This window comes from Rummeliibacillus pycnus (assembly GCF_002884495.1).
In the GTDB taxonomy this organism is placed as follows: domain Bacteria; phylum Bacillota; class Bacilli; order Bacillales_A; family Planococcaceae; genus Rummeliibacillus; species Rummeliibacillus pycnus.
Genome location: NZ_KZ614145.1, coordinates 2,775,591 through 2,792,227 on the forward strand (window position 1 = coordinate 2,775,591; position 16,637 = coordinate 2,792,227).

At 32.7% G+C, this 16,637-nt stretch carries 17 protein-coding genes; 6 read left to right on the forward strand and 11 right to left on the reverse strand.

The window, feature by feature from the left end; all coding sequences use genetic code 11:
• Positions 1-159: 159 nt before the first annotated feature.
• Positions 160-2,082, reverse strand: a complete 1,923-nt coding sequence (locus CEF14_RS13450; RefSeq protein WP_170061518.1) for a S8 family peptidase — start codon at positions 2,080-2,082, stop codon at positions 160-162.
• 319 nt (positions 2,083-2,401) lie between these two features.
• On the opposite strand from CEF14_RS13450, the gene CEF14_RS13455 reads away from it, so the two are divergent.
• The gene (locus CEF14_RS13455; protein WP_102693322.1) at positions 2,402-2,872 is read left to right on the forward strand and encodes a SepA family multidrug efflux transporter; all 471 of its coding nucleotides are present in this window, start codon (positions 2,402-2,404) and stop codon (positions 2,870-2,872) included.
• A 321-nt stretch (positions 2,873-3,193) separates the two neighbouring features.
• Here the strand turns inward: CEF14_RS13455 and CEF14_RS13460 are convergent, their stop codons facing one another.
• Both CEF14_RS13460 and CEF14_RS18835 read right to left on the reverse strand, forming a co-directional pair.
• Positions 3,194-3,808 (reverse strand): PH domain-containing protein, encoded by a 615-nt coding sequence (locus CEF14_RS13460; protein ID WP_102693323.1) that lies wholly within the window; start codon positions 3,806-3,808, stop codon positions 3,194-3,196.
• A gap of 270 nt (positions 3,809-4,078) precedes the next feature.
• On the reverse strand, positions 4,079-4,258 hold the full coding sequence (locus CEF14_RS18835) for a hypothetical protein (protein ID WP_146013885.1): 180 nt from the start codon (positions 4,256-4,258) through the stop codon (positions 4,079-4,081).
• A gap of 219 nt (positions 4,259-4,477) precedes the next feature.
• Between CEF14_RS18835 and CEF14_RS13465 the strand changes: the two genes are divergently transcribed.
• From CEF14_RS13465 to CEF14_RS13480, 4 genes are all read left to right on the forward strand, one after another.
• On the forward strand, positions 4,478-5,206 hold the full coding sequence (locus tag CEF14_RS13465) for an amino acid ABC transporter ATP-binding protein (RefSeq protein WP_102693324.1): 729 nt from the start codon (positions 4,478-4,480) through the stop codon (positions 5,204-5,206).
• Positions 5,207-5,230: 24 nt separating this feature from the next.
• Positions 5,231-6,064: a transporter substrate-binding domain-containing protein gene (locus CEF14_RS13470; RefSeq protein WP_102693325.1), complete on the forward strand. Its 834-nt coding sequence runs from the start codon at positions 5,231-5,233 to the stop codon at positions 6,062-6,064.
• 196 nt (positions 6,065-6,260) lie between these two features.
• Complete coding sequence (locus CEF14_RS13475) at positions 6,261-6,914, forward strand: amino acid ABC transporter permease (protein ID WP_102693326.1); 654 nt, start codon at positions 6,261-6,263, stop codon at positions 6,912-6,914.
• Between the two features lie 17 nt (positions 6,915-6,931).
• Positions 6,932-7,582 carry an amino acid ABC transporter permease gene (locus CEF14_RS13480; protein WP_102693327.1) on the forward strand — a complete coding sequence of 217 codons (651 nt, stop codon included), beginning with the start codon at positions 6,932-6,934 and terminating at the stop codon, positions 7,580-7,582.
• A gap of 92 nt (positions 7,583-7,674) precedes the next feature.
• On the opposite strand, the gene CEF14_RS13485 is transcribed toward CEF14_RS13480, so the two are convergent.
• The 5 genes from CEF14_RS13485 to CEF14_RS13505 all read right to left on the reverse strand — a co-directional run bounded on the left by CEF14_RS13485 (position 7,675) and on the right by CEF14_RS13505 (position 12,193).
• Entirely contained in the window at positions 7,675-8,052 is a 378-nt protein-coding gene (locus CEF14_RS13485; RefSeq protein WP_102693328.1) for a hypothetical protein, read from the reverse strand.
• 24 nt (positions 8,053-8,076) lie between these two features.
• Positions 8,077-9,540 (reverse strand): FTR1 family iron permease, encoded by a 1,464-nt coding sequence (locus CEF14_RS13490; RefSeq protein WP_102693329.1) that lies wholly within the window; start codon positions 9,538-9,540, stop codon positions 8,077-8,079.
• A 199-nt stretch (positions 9,541-9,739) separates the two neighbouring features.
• Complete coding sequence (locus tag CEF14_RS13495) at positions 9,740-10,390, reverse strand: FusB/FusC family EF-G-binding protein (protein WP_102693330.1); 651 nt, start codon at positions 10,388-10,390, stop codon at positions 9,740-9,742.
• 260 nt (positions 10,391-10,650) lie between these two features.
• Positions 10,651-11,796 (reverse strand): VanZ family protein, encoded by a 1,146-nt coding sequence (locus CEF14_RS13500; RefSeq protein ID WP_102693331.1) that lies wholly within the window; start codon positions 11,794-11,796, stop codon positions 10,651-10,653.
• A gap of 106 nt (positions 11,797-11,902) precedes the next feature.
• A complete protein-coding gene (locus CEF14_RS13505) occupies positions 11,903-12,193 on the reverse strand; it encodes a DUF6509 family protein (RefSeq protein WP_211284612.1) in 291 nt (96 codons plus the stop codon).
• A gap of 76 nt (positions 12,194-12,269) precedes the next feature.
• Between CEF14_RS13505 and CEF14_RS13510 the strand changes: the two genes are divergently transcribed.
• Positions 12,270-13,496 (forward strand): alanyl-tRNA editing protein, encoded by a 1,227-nt coding sequence (locus CEF14_RS13510; RefSeq protein WP_146013886.1) that lies wholly within the window; start codon positions 12,270-12,272, stop codon positions 13,494-13,496.
• A 120-nt stretch (positions 13,497-13,616) separates the two neighbouring features.
• Here the strand turns inward: CEF14_RS13510 and CEF14_RS13515 are convergent, their stop codons facing one another.
• From CEF14_RS13515 to CEF14_RS13525, 3 genes are all read right to left on the reverse strand, one after another.
• Positions 13,617-14,939: a hypothetical protein gene (locus CEF14_RS13515; RefSeq protein WP_102693333.1), complete on the reverse strand. Its 1,323-nt coding sequence runs from the start codon at positions 14,937-14,939 to the stop codon at positions 13,617-13,619.
• Positions 14,940-15,318: 379 nt separating this feature from the next.
• Entirely contained in the window at positions 15,319-15,987 is a 669-nt protein-coding gene (locus CEF14_RS13520) for an ankyrin repeat domain-containing protein (protein WP_102693334.1), read from the reverse strand.
• A 28-nt stretch (positions 15,988-16,015) separates the two neighbouring features.
• Positions 16,016-16,633: an NAD(P)-dependent oxidoreductase gene (locus CEF14_RS13525; RefSeq protein WP_102693335.1), complete on the reverse strand. Its 618-nt coding sequence runs from the start codon at positions 16,631-16,633 to the stop codon at positions 16,016-16,018.
• Positions 16,634-16,637: the final 4 nt, after the last annotated feature.

The following is a 16,637-nucleotide window of genomic DNA, read 5'->3' on the forward strand; positions in this document are numbered from 1 at the left end:
CATATTTTTTTCAAAATGAAACTAATTTTTTTTAAAAGTTTGAGAAATATAAATTATTTATCTAGAAAAGGCTTTGCAATTACGTTAGTACATAAAAAAATGCTAGCTATTCGTAAAAATTTACGAATACTAGCATTTTTCGATTATCACAAAATCAAGTTATTTCACTGTAAACTTTACTGCAAGTGAATTTTTGTATGCATTTCCCTTTAAGGTTTTAAGACCCTTTCGATCTATAAAAATAACGTATTTCCCTGGAGCTAATGATTTTTTTGTTGATAGTTTAATAGTTTTCCCATTTTTACTTTTTGCTAATTTGAAGCTTGTTCTATTTTTCCCTGAATCATTGACATAAATATGATTTGTTTTTAATGCTGAAGCTTTGATTGGCTTTTTAAATATGATTGTTGTGTATCTTTTCTTTTTCATGTTAGATAAATTAGTTGCTTTTTCATATTTTGATTTCGCAGTAGTTGAAATAGCCGTTAAATGAAGTCTATATCGATATTTTTTAACAGCTTTTTTTTGAGATGCAGATAAATCACTGTAAACCGTATAAAGTGGTAAAAATTCATATTTTAGACTTAGTTTTTTTCTTTGGTTGATTTTCTTAATAATACTATTAATCTTTTCCTTATTTTTACTTACATAAATTTTGGATTCAGAATCTTTTGCCGTTGTAAATTTGATAGTCTTTCCCGTAGCTTCTTTACCAAGTGTACTAATGGCTGTAACTCTTGCGTGATATGTAGTACCCTGCTTTAAGCTTCTTAATACATAATTTGTGTGGGTTGTTGTAATCGTCTTCTCGCCTGTTACAGCTATTTGGTATTTTTCTACTGGAACAACAGCATTTTGTGCCATTTCATAGTGTAAAGTTGCTGATGTTTTCGTAATATTTAATGTAGAGAGTTTACTCACATTAGCTGGGCTTGCTATAGCTGTATTTAGAATTCCATAACCATATAAAGAATCTCTACCTGTACTCCCCAAATCAATTGTGTAATTTCGGATTACACTTCGTAGTTTACCTGGAGTATAGGTTGGATATTGCTGTTTAAGTAGTGCAATGATTCCTGTTACATGTGGTGCCGATATCGATGTACCTGTCATTTGTACAAAAGGTCTAGTCGAACTCATCGTATAAATATCTACTCCGGGTGCAGCATACTCTACCTGACTTCCTGTATTAGACTTTCTCCATAGCTTTTTATTATTATCAATTGCTGATACGGCAATTACTTCACTATACTTTGCAGGATAATCAACACTTGATTTCCCTTCGTTCCCAGCTGCTGCAACCATTGTAATACCAGCTAAACTAGCTTTTTTAATGGCTTGATAGAGTATGGGATCATCTTGTTCAGTGCCAAGTGACATGTTGATGATATCGATATTATTTTCTATAGACCATTCAACAGCCTTTAGGATTGTTTCAACTTTTGCACCCGTAGGTTCAAAAACTTTAACACTGTATAATTGTACATCAGGGGCTAAACCGACTAAGTAACCATCTGCTATAAGCTTGCTTACTTGTCCTGCTATAATTCCGGCAACAGCAGTCCCATGTCCATCTGTATCTAATGATGAACTTTCATCTTCAGGAGTTGCAGGATCATCATCTACAAAAGAATATTTTTTAACATTTGCTAACGCAGGAATGTTAGCTACACCTGTATCAAAAATTGCTACCTTTACGCCTTTTCCGGTAAGATTGCGATTCCAAGCATTTTGTACCCCCAGCAATCTCATATTCGTTAATGGCATAATCCCCTTTAAGGATGTACTATTTGTCTCTAGTGGTTCAGTTTTTTTCTCAACTACCTTAATATCTGGAGATTGTTTTAATAGTTCTAGATTCTTTGCACTAAAATCCCCTTGCACAATATTTAATAAATCAAAATTATTCTTAATAGAAGACGCCAATTTCAAAATTTGCTGTTTTCCCGTTGCATTATTGTAAACAATCATCACATCTTTGTATGCTGTCTCTGTTGAAGAAGAAGCAAAAGTATGATGAGGATTATAAGCCAATATGGATAGTACTAAAGCAAAGGGCATCCACCATTTTGCATTTTTCAACATAATTTCACCTGTCTCTTTAGGTATGTATAGGAATGTATATTTCCAATATCTTTAAGGTTGTTTCTAAACAGTTTTATAGTAACATGTAATAGGAGTATGATATTCTTACAAGCAAATTAAGTTTTTGTAACAATTCGCAAATATAAGCTATATTTCATAGTTTAATAGCACAAAAATAATATCTCCTCTAGAACAGCATACAGTTCATGTGCATTGTGATCGCTACTGTTCTATAATGTGATAGATTAAGCTTAAAAACTTCGAAATAAGAGAGAATAGAAGCCTATATTATTTGATAGGTAAAGAAGGGATTTCTATGTTTAAACATAAAAAGATTAAAATTCGTGTTTCTGGATGGTCAGCATTATTACTCATTATTGCTATTTTATGTATTTCCCTTACTTTGGCCATTACAGTTCCTTACTTTGGATTTTATGGTTTATATACTATATTAGCTAAATTTAACTTAGCAAGTATTGATATTTTCGAAAAGTGGTACCAAGACCTTTTCTACTTCGGTTGGTTTATCATACTAATTTTTTCTATGATTATCTTACTTGATATTATCTGCTTGTTTATTATTGCTAGTTGCAATATAAAATTGACAAAATCCATAGATACTATTAGTACTTTTGTACAGTTTGTTATAAGTGTCGTGCTCTTTAAAAAGTTCATAGTTACAGGCTTTGAGCGTATTAACGTCACTTGGAGTGGATCTATAATTCTTTTTTTATTACTTTATATAGTTGTAGCCGTTTTTAGTTACGAAAAAACCAATAACGCATAAAGATAGAAGAATCTATCAGCAAAAAACAATAGTTTGGTAATAATTCACATTGTTGTGTCAATATTTTTACAAACCTTGAACATGAATTGATAGTATGATAGAATCCTAAAAGTTCGGTGTTTTATTTCAAAATAAAATCTGAACTTCGTGTGAGTATAAACCTAATTTTGGGTCTTTGGCGAAAGCCAAAGACTCTTTTTTATTTGTGTTAATTTTTGACACAAGTTGAAGCGACCACTATGTACCCATTTCCACTGTTTACATTCCTATGTAAAGACAAAAACCTTTGTTATTCTTAAGAGTAACAAAGGTTTTATAGTATTATTGATTAATATATAGTTCGAATATGTCTCCAAAATCTTTTTTAATATATTGTTCTTTATTCTTTATAACCCAATTAGTCGCAAATTGTGTAATTTGTTCGAAGGATTGTGCTGGTGTTACTTCTTTAGATTCTATTTTTCCGATTGATTGTGCTGCATAGCTTAGACTATTTTGTGCGATTTCGAAATTTTTCTTATTATGAAGCATCTCCATCGAAATAGTATGCAATGCCTTATAGAGATCTTTAATTTCAGTATCAAATTTTTTATGAATATCAATTGACATTGGAATGTTATCGATTGTGAATTTAATTTCAATATCTAAATCAATGGTTCCTGCTGTTTCTAACATAACCTCAGATATTGTGCTATGTTCGTAATCATATCGTTTCAATAAACGTTTTTTACTAATAGCTGAATCACCATCTACATGGATTAATGCTTGATTTGTAAAGCAGTACTCATCTGACTTTGTTTTAATCAAGAAATATACAACTTCCCCTGATTCATGTTTAACAAAGTCATCTGACTCTGTTTTATCAAAATCTTCTTTTGGTACAACAACCCCAATATCCGATAATCCAAGTGCATCCGATGCTAGTTTTTTTAACATAAAGCATTCCTCCTTCATTTACGGTGTTCTACTATATTTACGTAAACTTATAAAGAAAAGTTTCAGGGGAAATAAGTTTTGCGTTTTATATTAAATTGTGCATAAAAAATAAATTCAACATCATTTCTTTTTAATAAATGTGGATACTTTCTACATTCATGTGGACAAAATGCTAAATAGACTATTATTCCATCTGTTACTCACAATTTGTGCATAAGTTTTTTATAAACTGTGCACAAAAAAATTATCATAAAAAATCTTATCCACAACTTACAAATAGATTAAGATAAATAGTTGATAATCTTTGTATAAATTATGATTGATATTATTATCATTTATTTTTGAATTCATAAATCCAACTAAATCTTTATCAAAGGCAAATTCAATATTGAGCTTTTTCACCATTTTCTTTTGCTCCTGTATCCTCTCGTTCATAATAATTGGTTTCATATTTTTAACCTGCCAATGGTTATTTCTTAAGAAAAAATTAACTATTATTATCACAATTTCCAAAAATATTATATTTATTACAATATTTACTTGATTTATAAATATACAATACGATATGATAATAAAAAATTAAAAATATAAAAATTAGTTAAACATATATTCAAATACCAACTACAAATTTCGGAATATTCCGTCTTTGTTTGCTAAGGGGGCCTCACAATGATTGAATTTAAGAACGTAGATAAGTATTATGGGGATTTCCATGTATTAAAAGATATTAATCTCACCATTAACAAAGGAGAGGTTGTTGTTATTATTGGACCATCTGGTTCTGGTAAAAGTACATTGCTTCGATGTATCAATCGATTGGAAACAATTTCTAGGGGATCGCTAAAGATTCATAATATTGAGCTAAATGATAAAAAAACAGATATTAACAAACTTCGCCGTAAAATTGGAATGGTATTTCAACACTTTTTTCTTTATCCACATAAAACCGTGTTAGAAAATATTATGCTTGCTCCTGTTAAAGCACTTGGACAAACCAAAGAAGAAGCAAAAAAAACAGCATTAGCCTATTTGGATAAAGTAGGAATTCCGGATAAAGCAGATGCTTATCCGTCACAACTATCTGGAGGACAACAACAACGTGTTGCGATCGCAAGAGGATTAGCAATGCATCCAGAAATCATGCTATTTGATGAACCAACATCTGCACTTGATCCCGAAATGATTGGAGAAGTATTAGATGTTATGAAAAATTTAGCTAAAGAAGGAATGACAATGGTTGTTGTAACGCATGAAATGGGCTTTGCAAAGGAAGTAGCTGATCGAATTATTTTCGTTGATAAAGGCCAAATACTTGAGGATTCAGATCCGGTTGAGTTCTATCAAGAACCAAAGGAAGAACGTGCAAAGTTATTCCTAAGCCGGATTTTAAATCATTAATAGTTTCATAAGGGGGAAATATTTATGTTCAAAAAGAAAAAGGGTTTACTTACAGTTTTATTCTTAGCAATACTTTCAGTATTTATGTTAGCTGCATGTGGAGACAAAAAGGATTCGTCCGGTGATTCTTCTAGCAACACTGGAAAGAATTCATTAGAAGCGATTAAAGCAAAAGATAAAATTGTATTTGGTGTAAAAAACGATACTCGTTTATTTGGTTTAAAAGATCCCAAAACAGGTAATATTGAAGGGTTTGATATTGATATTGCAAAAGAAATAACAAAAATTATTTTAGGTGATGAATCCAAAGCAGAATTTAAAGAAGTAACTTCAAAAACACGGATTCCAATGCTACAAAAAGGGGATATTGATGCAATCGTAGCAACCATGACAATTACTGAGGAACGCAAAAAGGAAGTAGACTTCTCTGATGTTTACTTCAAAGCTGGGCAAGCACTTCTTGTGAAAAAAGGTAGTCCAATTAAAAGTATTAATGATATAAAAAAAGGTACAAAAGTTCTTGCCGTTAAAGGTTCTACTTCTGCTGTAAACATTCGCGAAAAGGCTCCGGATGCCCAAGTATTAGAATTTGAAAACTATGCTGAAGCATTTACAGCTTTAAAAGCTGGTCAAGGTGATACATTAACAACTGATAATGCAATCCTTTACGGAATGGTTGACGAAGATCCAAACTATGAAGTAGTTGGTGACATCTTCACGGATGAACCATATGGTATCGCTGTGAAAAAAGACAGTCCAGAATTAGTAAAAGCAATAAATGATGCATTAAAAGAAATGAAAGACAATGGTCGATACGATGAAATCTACAAAAAATGGATTAAAACAAGTAACAAATAATATCTGGTAATACCAGTCACTTGTTAATGTAAATCTAATGTATTTTTAACAATGCTTAATCTAACCATTTAGATTTTAACGGGCAGTCACCTATTCTAATGGAATAAATTAGATCTTAGGTTGTTACTGCCCGTTCTTTCTTGATACCTAATTTTTAAAATGTACTCTACACTCATCGTCGTTAGGAGTGATAAAAATGCCAAATTTTAATATTTTAATAGAAAATTGGAATATGTACATAGAAGGTTTTTTAAATACACTTTATATAAGTTTAATTGGCCTAGTGGGTAGCTTTCTATTGGGAACAATACTAGCCGTTCTTCGAATTGCACCAATTAAACCATTAAATTGGATCGGAACAGCCTATGTTGAATTTTTTCGCAATATTCCTTTATTAATTATTGCTTTTTTCTTTTATACAGCCTTACCTACGATTGGTCTTCAACTAAATGGCTTTCAGGCTGGTACACTGGCACTTATTATTTATACTTCTGCATTTATTGCAGAAGCTGTTCGAGCTGGTATTTTATCCGTTTCTAAGGGGCAAACAGAGGCAGCACGTTCTTCAGGGTTAACCTATATTCAAACGATGCGCTATGTTGTTTTGCCACAAGCGATTAAAATTGTTATTCCACCTCTTGGTAACCAATTTATTAATCTTGTTAAAAACTCATCAATTTTAACTATATTAGCTGCAGGAGATTTAATGTATCAAGCTGATTTAATATCTACACGTACTTTTGTAACGTTCGATGTATATATTTTTGTTGCAGTATTTTATTTAGTGATTACTATACCTTTAAGCACTGGCGTTAATTATTTGGAAAAACGCCTTGCAAAGAGTAATTAATAGGGGGCGAAATTATTATGGATTTTGCTGGTGCTTATTCTCCAGATCATTTAAGATTCCTGTTGAATGGTTTTGTTGTAACATTAAAAATTGCGGCAATTTCAATTATTTTAAGCTTTATACTTGCAGCGTTCGTCGGAATTATTCGCTATACGAAAATACCCGTGATTTCTCAAATATTTGCAGTTGTAGTAGAAATCATACGAAACTTACCGTTGCTTTTAATCATCTTCTTTACTTTCTTTGCATTACCAGAAGTAGGGATTCAAATGAGTATTGAAATGGCTGCTATTGTAGCATTAACGATATTTGAATCTGCGATGATATCAGAAGTTATTCGAAGTGGCTTAAACTCTATAGATAAAGGGCAAATTGAAGCAGGGCGTTCTTCAGGTCTTACATATGTCCAAACTCTGTGGCACATTGTATTACCACAGGCTTTAAAAAGAATGGTACCGCCAATTGTGAGCCAATTTATCTCACTTTTAAAAGATACATCGCTTGCGGTTGTTATTGCTCTTCCTGAGCTTATGCATAATGCACAAGTCATAAATGCACAGAACATTAATTTCATTATTCCAATCTTCCTATTAGCTGCATTTATGTATTGGGTTGTTAACTACACACTATCAATTGTAGCAAGAAAATTAGAATTAAAAACGTCTTAGTATTGAAAAGAGCTATTCCAAAATCTGGTATTAACCATTATGGAATAGCCCTAATTTAAGTAATTTTAAATACAAAGAAAGGATTACTTTTTTTATTTCGTTTTATCAGCTAATTCTTTCAATGCACCAGTGAGTTCATTATTTAAAGTACCTAATGCTTTTTTATCTAAAGTAGGTGCTTTTGAACCTGCAATTGTTGGATCTAGATACTTTTCAACTTTGGTATAAAGATCTTTATTATCTTTTTTTACTTCATCTTCAAAAGATGACCATTGATCTTCTAATTTTGGACCAACTTCTTTGACTTTTGCTTGATTTCCACTGTCAATTGCTTTTGATAACTGTTCTGTTGTATCAAGCATTTTATTGACCCCATTAGAAACTGCATTGTCATTATTTGAACCACAACCAGCTAATAATAAGGCGCTTGCAAATCCAATTGATAAAGCCATTGTTGCTATTTTTTTCATCACTTTTTCCCTCTTTCAATATAACTACTGATTGTTATTGTTTTTAAATTTTTTCACTAGAATGATAGCAATCGCAAGAATAATAAGAACCACTTGTGGAATAGCACTCTCCCATGAAGGATACAGTGCGAAAAATTCAATGCTTGGAATACTTTCAACATTAGTAGTTGGAATTAATCCCGCTAATTGTAGGCTATGAATGCCCATCCCCGTAAACTTAATGCAAAGATAAAAGACAATTAGACTTGATACCATAAAGAATGGTCGAAGTGGCAATTTCAAGCCTACATACACCATTAAAATAGCTATAATTCCCAGGATAGCTGCTCCTATTAGAAAACCAAGTAGAAGTGATTGAAGCTTAATTTGGCTTGCCATGCCGATATAAAATAAGACAGTTTCTGTACCTTCGCGAAATACTGCTAGAAAAGCAAGAATCCCAAGTGAAACAAGTTTTCCTGTAGATAAGGCTGCTTGACTTTTCTCGCGAATATAGCGATTCCAATCAGCGATATTTGATTGACTGTGAAGCCAATAGCTCATATACAATAACATGACAGCCGCAAATACCCCTGTCCAACCACCAATCAGTGCATTATTATTGCCAAACGCACCAGAAGAGATGACAAATTTAACGATTAGAGCCAGGATGATACTTACTGCAAATCCACCTAGAACCCCACTCCAAATCCACTTTTTCCCTCTTACCTCTCCTGATTTTTTTACAAAAGACATAAGGGCAATGACAACAAGTAAGGCTTCTAACCCTTCACGAATTAGGATCATCGCCGCATCCCAATAAGTGTAGCTAGATTTTTCTGCTAATGGCGTAAGATAACTAATCATATGATCAATTGTATTATTAGCTTGATTATAATTTGGTGGATTAGCAGATAGCATTGCTTGTATTTTCACCAAATCCCTTTCCGAATCACTATAGACAGACGCAGATTGTGCAACGACTACTCCCTCAACACTTAGCCAACTATCGCTTGCCCTTTTTATATCCGCAAGAGCTTCGGTTTGATTTTGTTTTCCAATTTCCTTCTTTGTTTGTTGAAGAAGAATAATAAAATCGTCTAGGGAAATATCTTTTTTCTTAAATCCTGATTCTTTTGGATATTCCCCATTTGCAAATTTATCATTTACAGATTTTAACCCTTGTAAAGCCTGGACTACTTGATCTTGCTTTTTTAGAGTAAACGCATAAACTACTTGTCCCATATTCGATTCAATATCTTGATAAGCTTTTGCTGAATCATTTTTTATACCAGTTTCAATTTCACGCCAAGTCGTATCAAAATGGTTATAAGTTTTCTCTGCCTCTGAGAGATCCCCTTTTTTGGCCAATTCAATAGCTTTATCAACAGATTTCTCAGCCTTCTTCAAATCATCATTGGAGTTTCCATCTGCAAATGCAGGGTTATGAATTCCAAATCCAATGATTAATAGAAGGACCGAAATTATAAATAGTATTTTTTTTCTCATAAGCGCTCCCTCATATATATACAACCATCTTTAATTGATAATGAATTTCAATTTCAAAATACAGTTTTCATTCTAATCTCAATGATAAGCACTGTCAATTAGTAATTTATAGCTTTATAAAAATAATATAGAAAAAGTAGGGTATGTTAAAAAAAGAAAGACTTCTCCATAGCTACTTAGAGAAGTCTTTCCTTTTCAATTACCGTGTAATACGTTCAAAAAAATTCGTCACTCTTTCCAGATCTGCAATGTTTTTATTACAACTCTCACCATCTGTACAAATATAGTTACTGTGCTTTTTAAATGTATCGACAACTGGTCCTTTAACTGTAGTTGTAAATAGGCTTACATCTGAATGATGATTACAAATTGCACAAATGCCTTTCACCACTTTAGTATCTTTGTTACCCTTTACACCTTTTAACTTTCCCTGCTGTTCAAATATTACATACTTTTGATGAGTACTGACATCATCCCAAGTCAAATAACAAATATGTTGAAAATCTATACTTTCTAATTTAGGTAGTTTTAATTTCTTTTGTTTCTTAAAAATGCTTTTTAAATTACTTAAAGTTACTTTCCTAAATGGAATAACATACTGCTTTAGAGTTTCCAAAAATAATTCACCTTGCGAGTAATCTGTAATATGATATAGATCCTCTATTAGGTTTAATTGAGTTGAATCAAGAGACAGATTTTCCGTTAGCTCTGTATCAACAAGCCCTTTTACAGCAAGAATTACATTTTTATCTTTTGTTGTGCTATATGCATTTAAAATTTTATTTAATTGTTGCTCGATTAAATGATAATTTGCCACTGATAAGAACGGTTGAATTGTTTGTTTTTCCATCAAAATCACTCCAATTATTTAGGCTTTTAAAATGAGTTATTGGCCTAAAGAAATGATCCATATTGCAGTTGGGTAAATTATCTAATTTGGATTTAAGACATTTACAATTCTTCGATGGAGATTTCTTTGACCATGAAGTTTTGTGTTCTAGAGTATGCATTACTATTTAATGCGATCATTTAGATTCCTCCTTGTAAAGAAAACTACATACATCTTATCATTAAGTAAGCTCTAATTACAATTTTGTAAATATTTTCATTTTACTTTTTAGTCGTATATAAATCAGATGCTTCATCAAAATAGAAACGCCGTTTCCCTTTTCCAAATACAACTAACATGATATGGATAAACAACACAATCGTTACAATTCCATATAGAATCATTGTCCCTATTTGTAGAAAGTACGAAACATGATAATAAGGTGAATCCATTGAGATTTGTGATGTGGTTAAAACATTAATCACAAAGGTGATAAAAAACGTCACATAAATCGCAGCAAATCGTTTAAATAGGCGATTTATAGTTGTTCTTCTGCTCACTTTACTATCATACCGGAAACGCATGATGAATGTTCCAATTGTTCGTCCATTCCAAAATATTGGAATTACAAAGAAAAATACAAATAATGATATAGAACGAACGAGGAATTCGTTTACGTCATTTACACTCGTATAATGTAAGAAAATCTGTGTTGCAATATCCGTAAAGAACAAATCCAAAGCAACGGCTATTAGCACTGATAACGATCTTACTTCATCCAATTTTAATAGGAAATCAGCCTTTTCATGGATTTTTTCCTTTGATGGAAATAATGCTAATACTGCTGGTGCAATGAAAAATCCTACGATGCCGCCCAATGTGTTTAATAGAAGATCATCCACATCAAATATACGATATGCGCAATTATAATAACCAAGTATTCCTGTCACTTGAATCATTTCGAAAAAAAGTGTCAGCACAAATGTGATACCAAGAGCTATCTTCCATTGTTTCTTTTGTTTTAAGAAATAACGCAAATAGACGCCAAAGGGCATTAACATTAGAAAATTAAAAAATGCTTGATAAAAAGCAGTTTGTTCGAATAAGTGTATAAATGTCCCTGGCTGAGTCCAGACCATTCCACTATTCTTGAAAATGTCGGATATAAATCTAAAGGGAACTAAAGAATAGTGCTGAGTTCCAGGTTCTTGCATAGAACAAGTATCTCTAATGGTTGGTAATGGTAAGATTACTAGGAATAGAGCTGAAAAAAAGTAAAAAATAAAAGAAAATGAAATTAACATCTTTGATAATGGCAAAAATCCATATTTGCGGTATGTATAAATTAGCCATGGAATCCAAATCACAAATGCCAATATTGTAAATACAGTAATAAACAAATTGATGGGTTGAATATAAGCATCCATTACTTCCAACTCCCTTTTCTTTAATTCGAATTGAAATAGACATCCAGAAATCCTCTAAATAAGTATTCCCGAATGTCTATTAGCCAAAGCATATTATAGGCTTTTTTTATTCTCCTGCAGCAATATGTTCCTTACAAAAAGTTAAAATCATTTCTTCTTCTTCATCTTCTAGTGCGAAATCTAATAACTCCTGATTTGCTTTTGTAGTAATAAAATAATTCGCTAGTGATGTTTCATCATCTTTTTTAGCAACAATTGCACGAATTTCAAGTCCCCCTTCTGTATATAGTTCATCATCTTCATCTACTTTAATATCCAACATAAATTCGAAACGCTCACCATCAATAATTTGAGTGGGATCTATAATTTCTTCCATTGTATATGCTAAAATATCCAAATAATATCGCTCCTTTTACATCTTTCACTACTTTATAATATAGGAAATTGGCAATTAGTAAAGTTTTATGATAAAAATGAGCGATAACATAAGGGAGTGTGGAAAAATGCAAGAACTTTTGTATTACCAAGATGTCATGATGAAAGAATTCGATGCTACTGTCCAAGCACAGCAAAAAGATAAAGAAGGACGAAAATATATTCTTTTAGACAATACAGCATTTTATCCTACTGGTGGTGGGCAACCACATGATACTGGCATGATAAATAGTGTCAAAGTTATTGATGTGGAAAAGATTAATGGTGAAATCCGACATTATGTAACAGAGTTTTTACCAGAGAATACAACACAAGTTCATGGCGTACTCGATTGGAAACGGCGCTTCGATCATATGCAGCAGCATGCTGGTCAGCATATATTGACAGCAGCTTTTGTTGAGCTTTTCAACTATCCAACTGTAAGTTTCCATCTTGGAAACGAAACAGTGACCATTGACATTGATACACCAAATATCTCTGAAGAGGAACTTGCTGCAGTCGAAAAAAGAGCGAATGACATTATTTTAGAAAATCGATTAATCGAAACAAAATGGGTAACAGAAGAAGAACTTGCTCATTACTCTTTACGCAAGGCAATAGCTGTTACAGGAGAAATACGTCTGGTTATTATTCCAGATTTCGACTACAACGGCTGTGGAGGTACTCATCCTACTTCTACGGGACAAGTCCAAGCCATTAAGATTTTAGCGACTGAAAAGCAAAAGAAAAAAACACGTGTTCATTTTGTTTGTGGAGGGCGTGTACTTTATGAATTGCATTGGCGGAAAAGCGAATTATCAGAAGCAGCACGTCTTGCAAACAGTCCTGAAGAAGGAACTGCACATGCTGTATCAAAGTTATTACAAACACAAAAGGGACTTGAGAAAGCTTTAGATAATGCCAATAGTCAATTACTTACTGTTGAAGCAAAGATATTATTACAAGAATCTGATAACCATCTTATTCACAAAACATTTCCATCCCGTACTGTTCAAGAGTTACAGCAACTAGCACGTACAATTATATCAACGGATCATACTTACACTGCACTACTCGTTTCAAAACAATCTGATAAACTACAATTTGTCGCAGCAAAAGGTGATGCGGCAGGGACAGGTAGTATGAAAGAAATCGCAAACAATATATTACCTATTATTAACGGTAAGGGTGGCGGAAATGACACTTTTGTCCAAGGTGGCGGTGAAGCTACTATTTCTTCTGAAGAATTACTTAAACAAATGATAAAAGTATTAGCAGAATCCTAAAATAAGCTATCCCAATTTGTATGATTAAAACAAGTATAATCAGTCTTATAACTGTTACAAAAAACTGTGGATACATAATCAGTACCCACAGTTTTATATTATTATCATGTTTTGCATCAATCAGTCGAACATCTTCCCAATTGTAAAAATCATCGATGGTTGTACTGCCATTCTTTCGATAAAACCATTCCAGTCTTCAACCATCGTATAAAAATGAAAGACATCCGGTTTCCCTGCAGGATACGTTATAGATTCAGCATCCACATAGAATCCATCCCAATCATTTTGTTCCTGATAGCGTTCGAGTGGACTCCCAACTTCTACCTTTTTCTGGAACTCTGCGAATGCAGCCGGTATGACTTCTAGAAATACTGCTTTAATATTTCCTTCTTGGATTTGGCTACGCATCATATTTGCCCAATGTAAAACAACGGCATCATCTAGTATTGCATATTTTGTATTGAGACGTGAATACGGATAATGCTTGGCCTCTTCTTGTCGCTTATTAATATCTTCAATCTTGTAAAGAGTAAAGGATTGGTAAACTTTTACGAGTTTCTCTTTTAAACTTGGAGATAGTCCCTCTTTACGCAACAAAATCTCCAATTTCATACCTAAATACCCTAATTCTATCCCTAACTGTTCTTCACTTACGGCAGTTGATTTTTGATTGATAAGCCACCTAAATGCTGATTGATAAAAGATCCCGGCTGCTGCTAGATCGAGTGTTGTATATAAACCTTCTGGCAAGTAAATACATTGTGTATAGATTTTTGAAACAGCTAAACGTAGAATATCCCCCATAAAGTAGGAATCTCTTTCTAGCCATTCATCTTTTGTGCCTTGAATATAGGCATAATCAGGGTTGATACTAATAAATTGATCATATTGCTGAATTTTACGTTCATATAAAACTCGAATGGATTGGCGAATTAATTCTTTTTCTCCATCAATCTCATTAAGCTCAAAAAACGTGCCAACTGTATCTACGTAAGCATTAGACAGGCGCTCAAATCCACGTCCTAAAATATTATGCAATTTCTCAAGATGTGCTTTTTTTTCTTCGCCTTCAAAATCACGTTCAATCCTTGCTTTATACGTAATATACTCGGATGCTAGGTAGTTAATATGTTCACTAATAGCAGAAATTCTTTCAAATGAAACTCCACCTCTTGCACTAACGTTAAATTCAACCATTTTCCAAAATATTTCCTTTGGTAAACCATTTGATTCAATTTCTTCCTTTGTTAGTGCCTGCATTCTCATGCGCTTATTAGCAGAAAAATATTGAGGTAATCTACTTTCAGCATTTTGTTTATATTGTTTTTTAATTCTTTCTATTTTTTCGAAATTTAATGTGCTTTTTAGATTTCTTTGGTCATTCTTCGTATCATGCTCATTGAATGACACAGATTGTAAAGGCCAATTCTCATGTTCCTTCATGTCCTCTTAAAGGGCCTCCTTTTCAAATTACAGACCAAATTGCAAAATACTAAAATCATTATGCTTATTCTATCAATAAATGTGACATGCGACTAGAGAATTTTTCACTATTCCTTTGGATTATTACAATATTCACTATTTTTCACTACTTATATTGTAGGGACTCTTTTTCATCGTCTAATTTGATAGCAAAAATTCTTGTAAAATCCCATTAAATATTTTATGTTTCCATGAACTTTGTCATTTGATCATTCAAAGAAGTACATCTTACTAGTAATTGCCACTTACATCGAAATTGAAATGCTTTCAAATGCATGTTTCTGTTTCTATTTTTTAAAAAAAGACCCATCCGATCGGAAAGGTCCCCATTTAGCATTCATTAGTAAGTATAACTCTTCAATAATATTTCAATTTCCTTATAGCCAAGTTTTTCTGCATGCTCGATAGGTGTTACACCATCTCTGTCTGCAATATTTGGATTGGCTTGATGTTGTAGTAATATTCTTACGCATTCTTGATATTTTCTTCCGCCATCTCCTAAAATAATAGCTTCCAATAATGCGGTCCAACCTAAATTATTAATATGATTCACATCTATTTCTATTTTATTTAATAAGAATTTTAAGACCTCTAGATTGCCATGTTCTGCAGCTGGTATTAAGGCTGTGTTACCATACCGATCCGTAATAGTAGGGTTGGCTCCTCCTTGTATAGCAAGTTTTAAAATATCTAAATAACCTTCAGCTGCAGCATATAAAAACGGTGTATTTTGCATATCATCTTGAATATTCACGTCAGCACCAATATCTATTAGCATTTTTGCGATTTCTACATCATTGTTATATGTTGCAATCATAAGAGGTGTACGTCCTCTATCATTTTGTTGATCTAAATCCACACCTGCTCTTATCAATTTTTTTACTGCATGTAGATCTTGTTGATGTACAGCCTTCAATAGCGTCATTTTACCATCTTTACTTTTGGAGTATTTTACTAAAGCAAAGCCCAAAGATAAAGCAACCATTACAGCTTTATGACGTTTTTTCATGTACTCTCCTCATTCCCCGTACGCTTTCTTAATAAGCAATTCCCACCCTAATATGTAAGAATTGTTGTTTGAAGCATTCTTCATATGAAAATTTGGCAGTATCGCCTACCGTTATCTTTTTCCCGTCTAGTGGTAATTTATTTTTTTCTATACGATATTTCCCTATTGCTTCTCCGTCTGGTAAGTAGGTTGGACATACGATTGTCCAATCTAAATTCGACTCGGCTAGCATTTTATATACTTTTGCATGTTCCTCAGCAGCAAATGTTAATTTCTGTTTTGATTCAGTCGATTGAAACCGAAATTTCCCGGGTTCACTCCGGCTGTCTAATATTCCTGCTGTGCCTATAGTGACGATTCTTTTTATATCATGTTTCTTCATCGAGGAAATAATATGGGAAATACCATCTGATAATGTGGTTGTTCGATCTGTTCCTAGTGCACTTATCACAACATCTGTATCAGTAATTGTCTGTTCAACATCTTCTTTATTAAAGACATTCCCCTGAAGAACTGTTAAATGATTTTGTTTTCTTATTTTTGTTGGTGTACGTACTAGAGCATTTACTTGGTGTCCATCTTGCAATGCCAAGCGTATCATTTCACCACCAACTCTTCCAGTTGCTCCGAAAATAGCCAGCTTCATATAG

Coding starts and splice junctions, on each gene's coding strand:
- CEF14_RS13455 (WP_102693322.1), top strand. CDS start 2,402: ATGTTTAAACATAAAAAGATTAAAATTCGTGTTTCTGGATGGTCAGCA.
- CEF14_RS13460 (WP_102693323.1), bottom strand. CDS start 3,808: ATGTTAAAAAAACTAGCATCGGATGCACTTGGATTATCGGATATTGGG.
- CEF14_RS18835 (WP_146013885.1), bottom strand. CDS start 4,258: ATGAAACCAATTATTATGAACGAGAGGATACAGGAGCAAAAGAAAATG.
- CEF14_RS13465 (WP_102693324.1), top strand. CDS start 4,478: ATGATTGAATTTAAGAACGTAGATAAGTATTATGGGGATTTCCATGTA.
- CEF14_RS13470 (WP_102693325.1), top strand. CDS start 5,231: ATGTTCAAAAAGAAAAAGGGTTTACTTACAGTTTTATTCTTAGCAATA.
- CEF14_RS13475 (WP_102693326.1), top strand. CDS start 6,261: ATGCCAAATTTTAATATTTTAATAGAAAATTGGAATATGTACATAGAA.
- CEF14_RS13480 (WP_102693327.1), top strand. CDS start 6,932: ATGGATTTTGCTGGTGCTTATTCTCCAGATCATTTAAGATTCCTGTTG.
- CEF14_RS13485 (WP_102693328.1), bottom strand. CDS start 8,052: ATGAAAAAAATAGCAACAATGGCTTTATCAATTGGATTTGCAAGCGCC.
- CEF14_RS13490 (WP_102693329.1), bottom strand. CDS start 9,540: ATGAGAAAAAAAATACTATTTATAATTTCGGTCCTTCTATTAATCATT.
- CEF14_RS13495 (WP_102693330.1), bottom strand. CDS start 10,390: ATGGAAAAACAAACAATTCAACCGTTCTTATCAGTGGCAAATTATCAT.
- CEF14_RS13500 (WP_102693331.1), bottom strand. CDS start 11,796: ATGGATGCTTATATTCAACCCATCAATTTGTTTATTACTGTATTTACA.
- CEF14_RS13510 (WP_146013886.1), top strand. CDS start 12,270: ATGAGCGATAACATAAGGGAGTGTGGAAAAATGCAAGAACTTTTGTAT.
- CEF14_RS13515 (WP_102693333.1), bottom strand. CDS start 14,939: ATGAAGGAACATGAGAATTGGCCTTTACAATCTGTGTCATTCAATGAG.
- CEF14_RS13520 (WP_102693334.1), bottom strand. CDS start 15,987: ATGAAAAAACGTCATAAAGCTGTAATGGTTGCTTTATCTTTGGGCTTT.
- CEF14_RS13525 (WP_102693335.1), bottom strand. CDS start 16,633: ATGAAGCTGGCTATTTTCGGAGCAACTGGAAGAGTTGGTGGTGAAATG.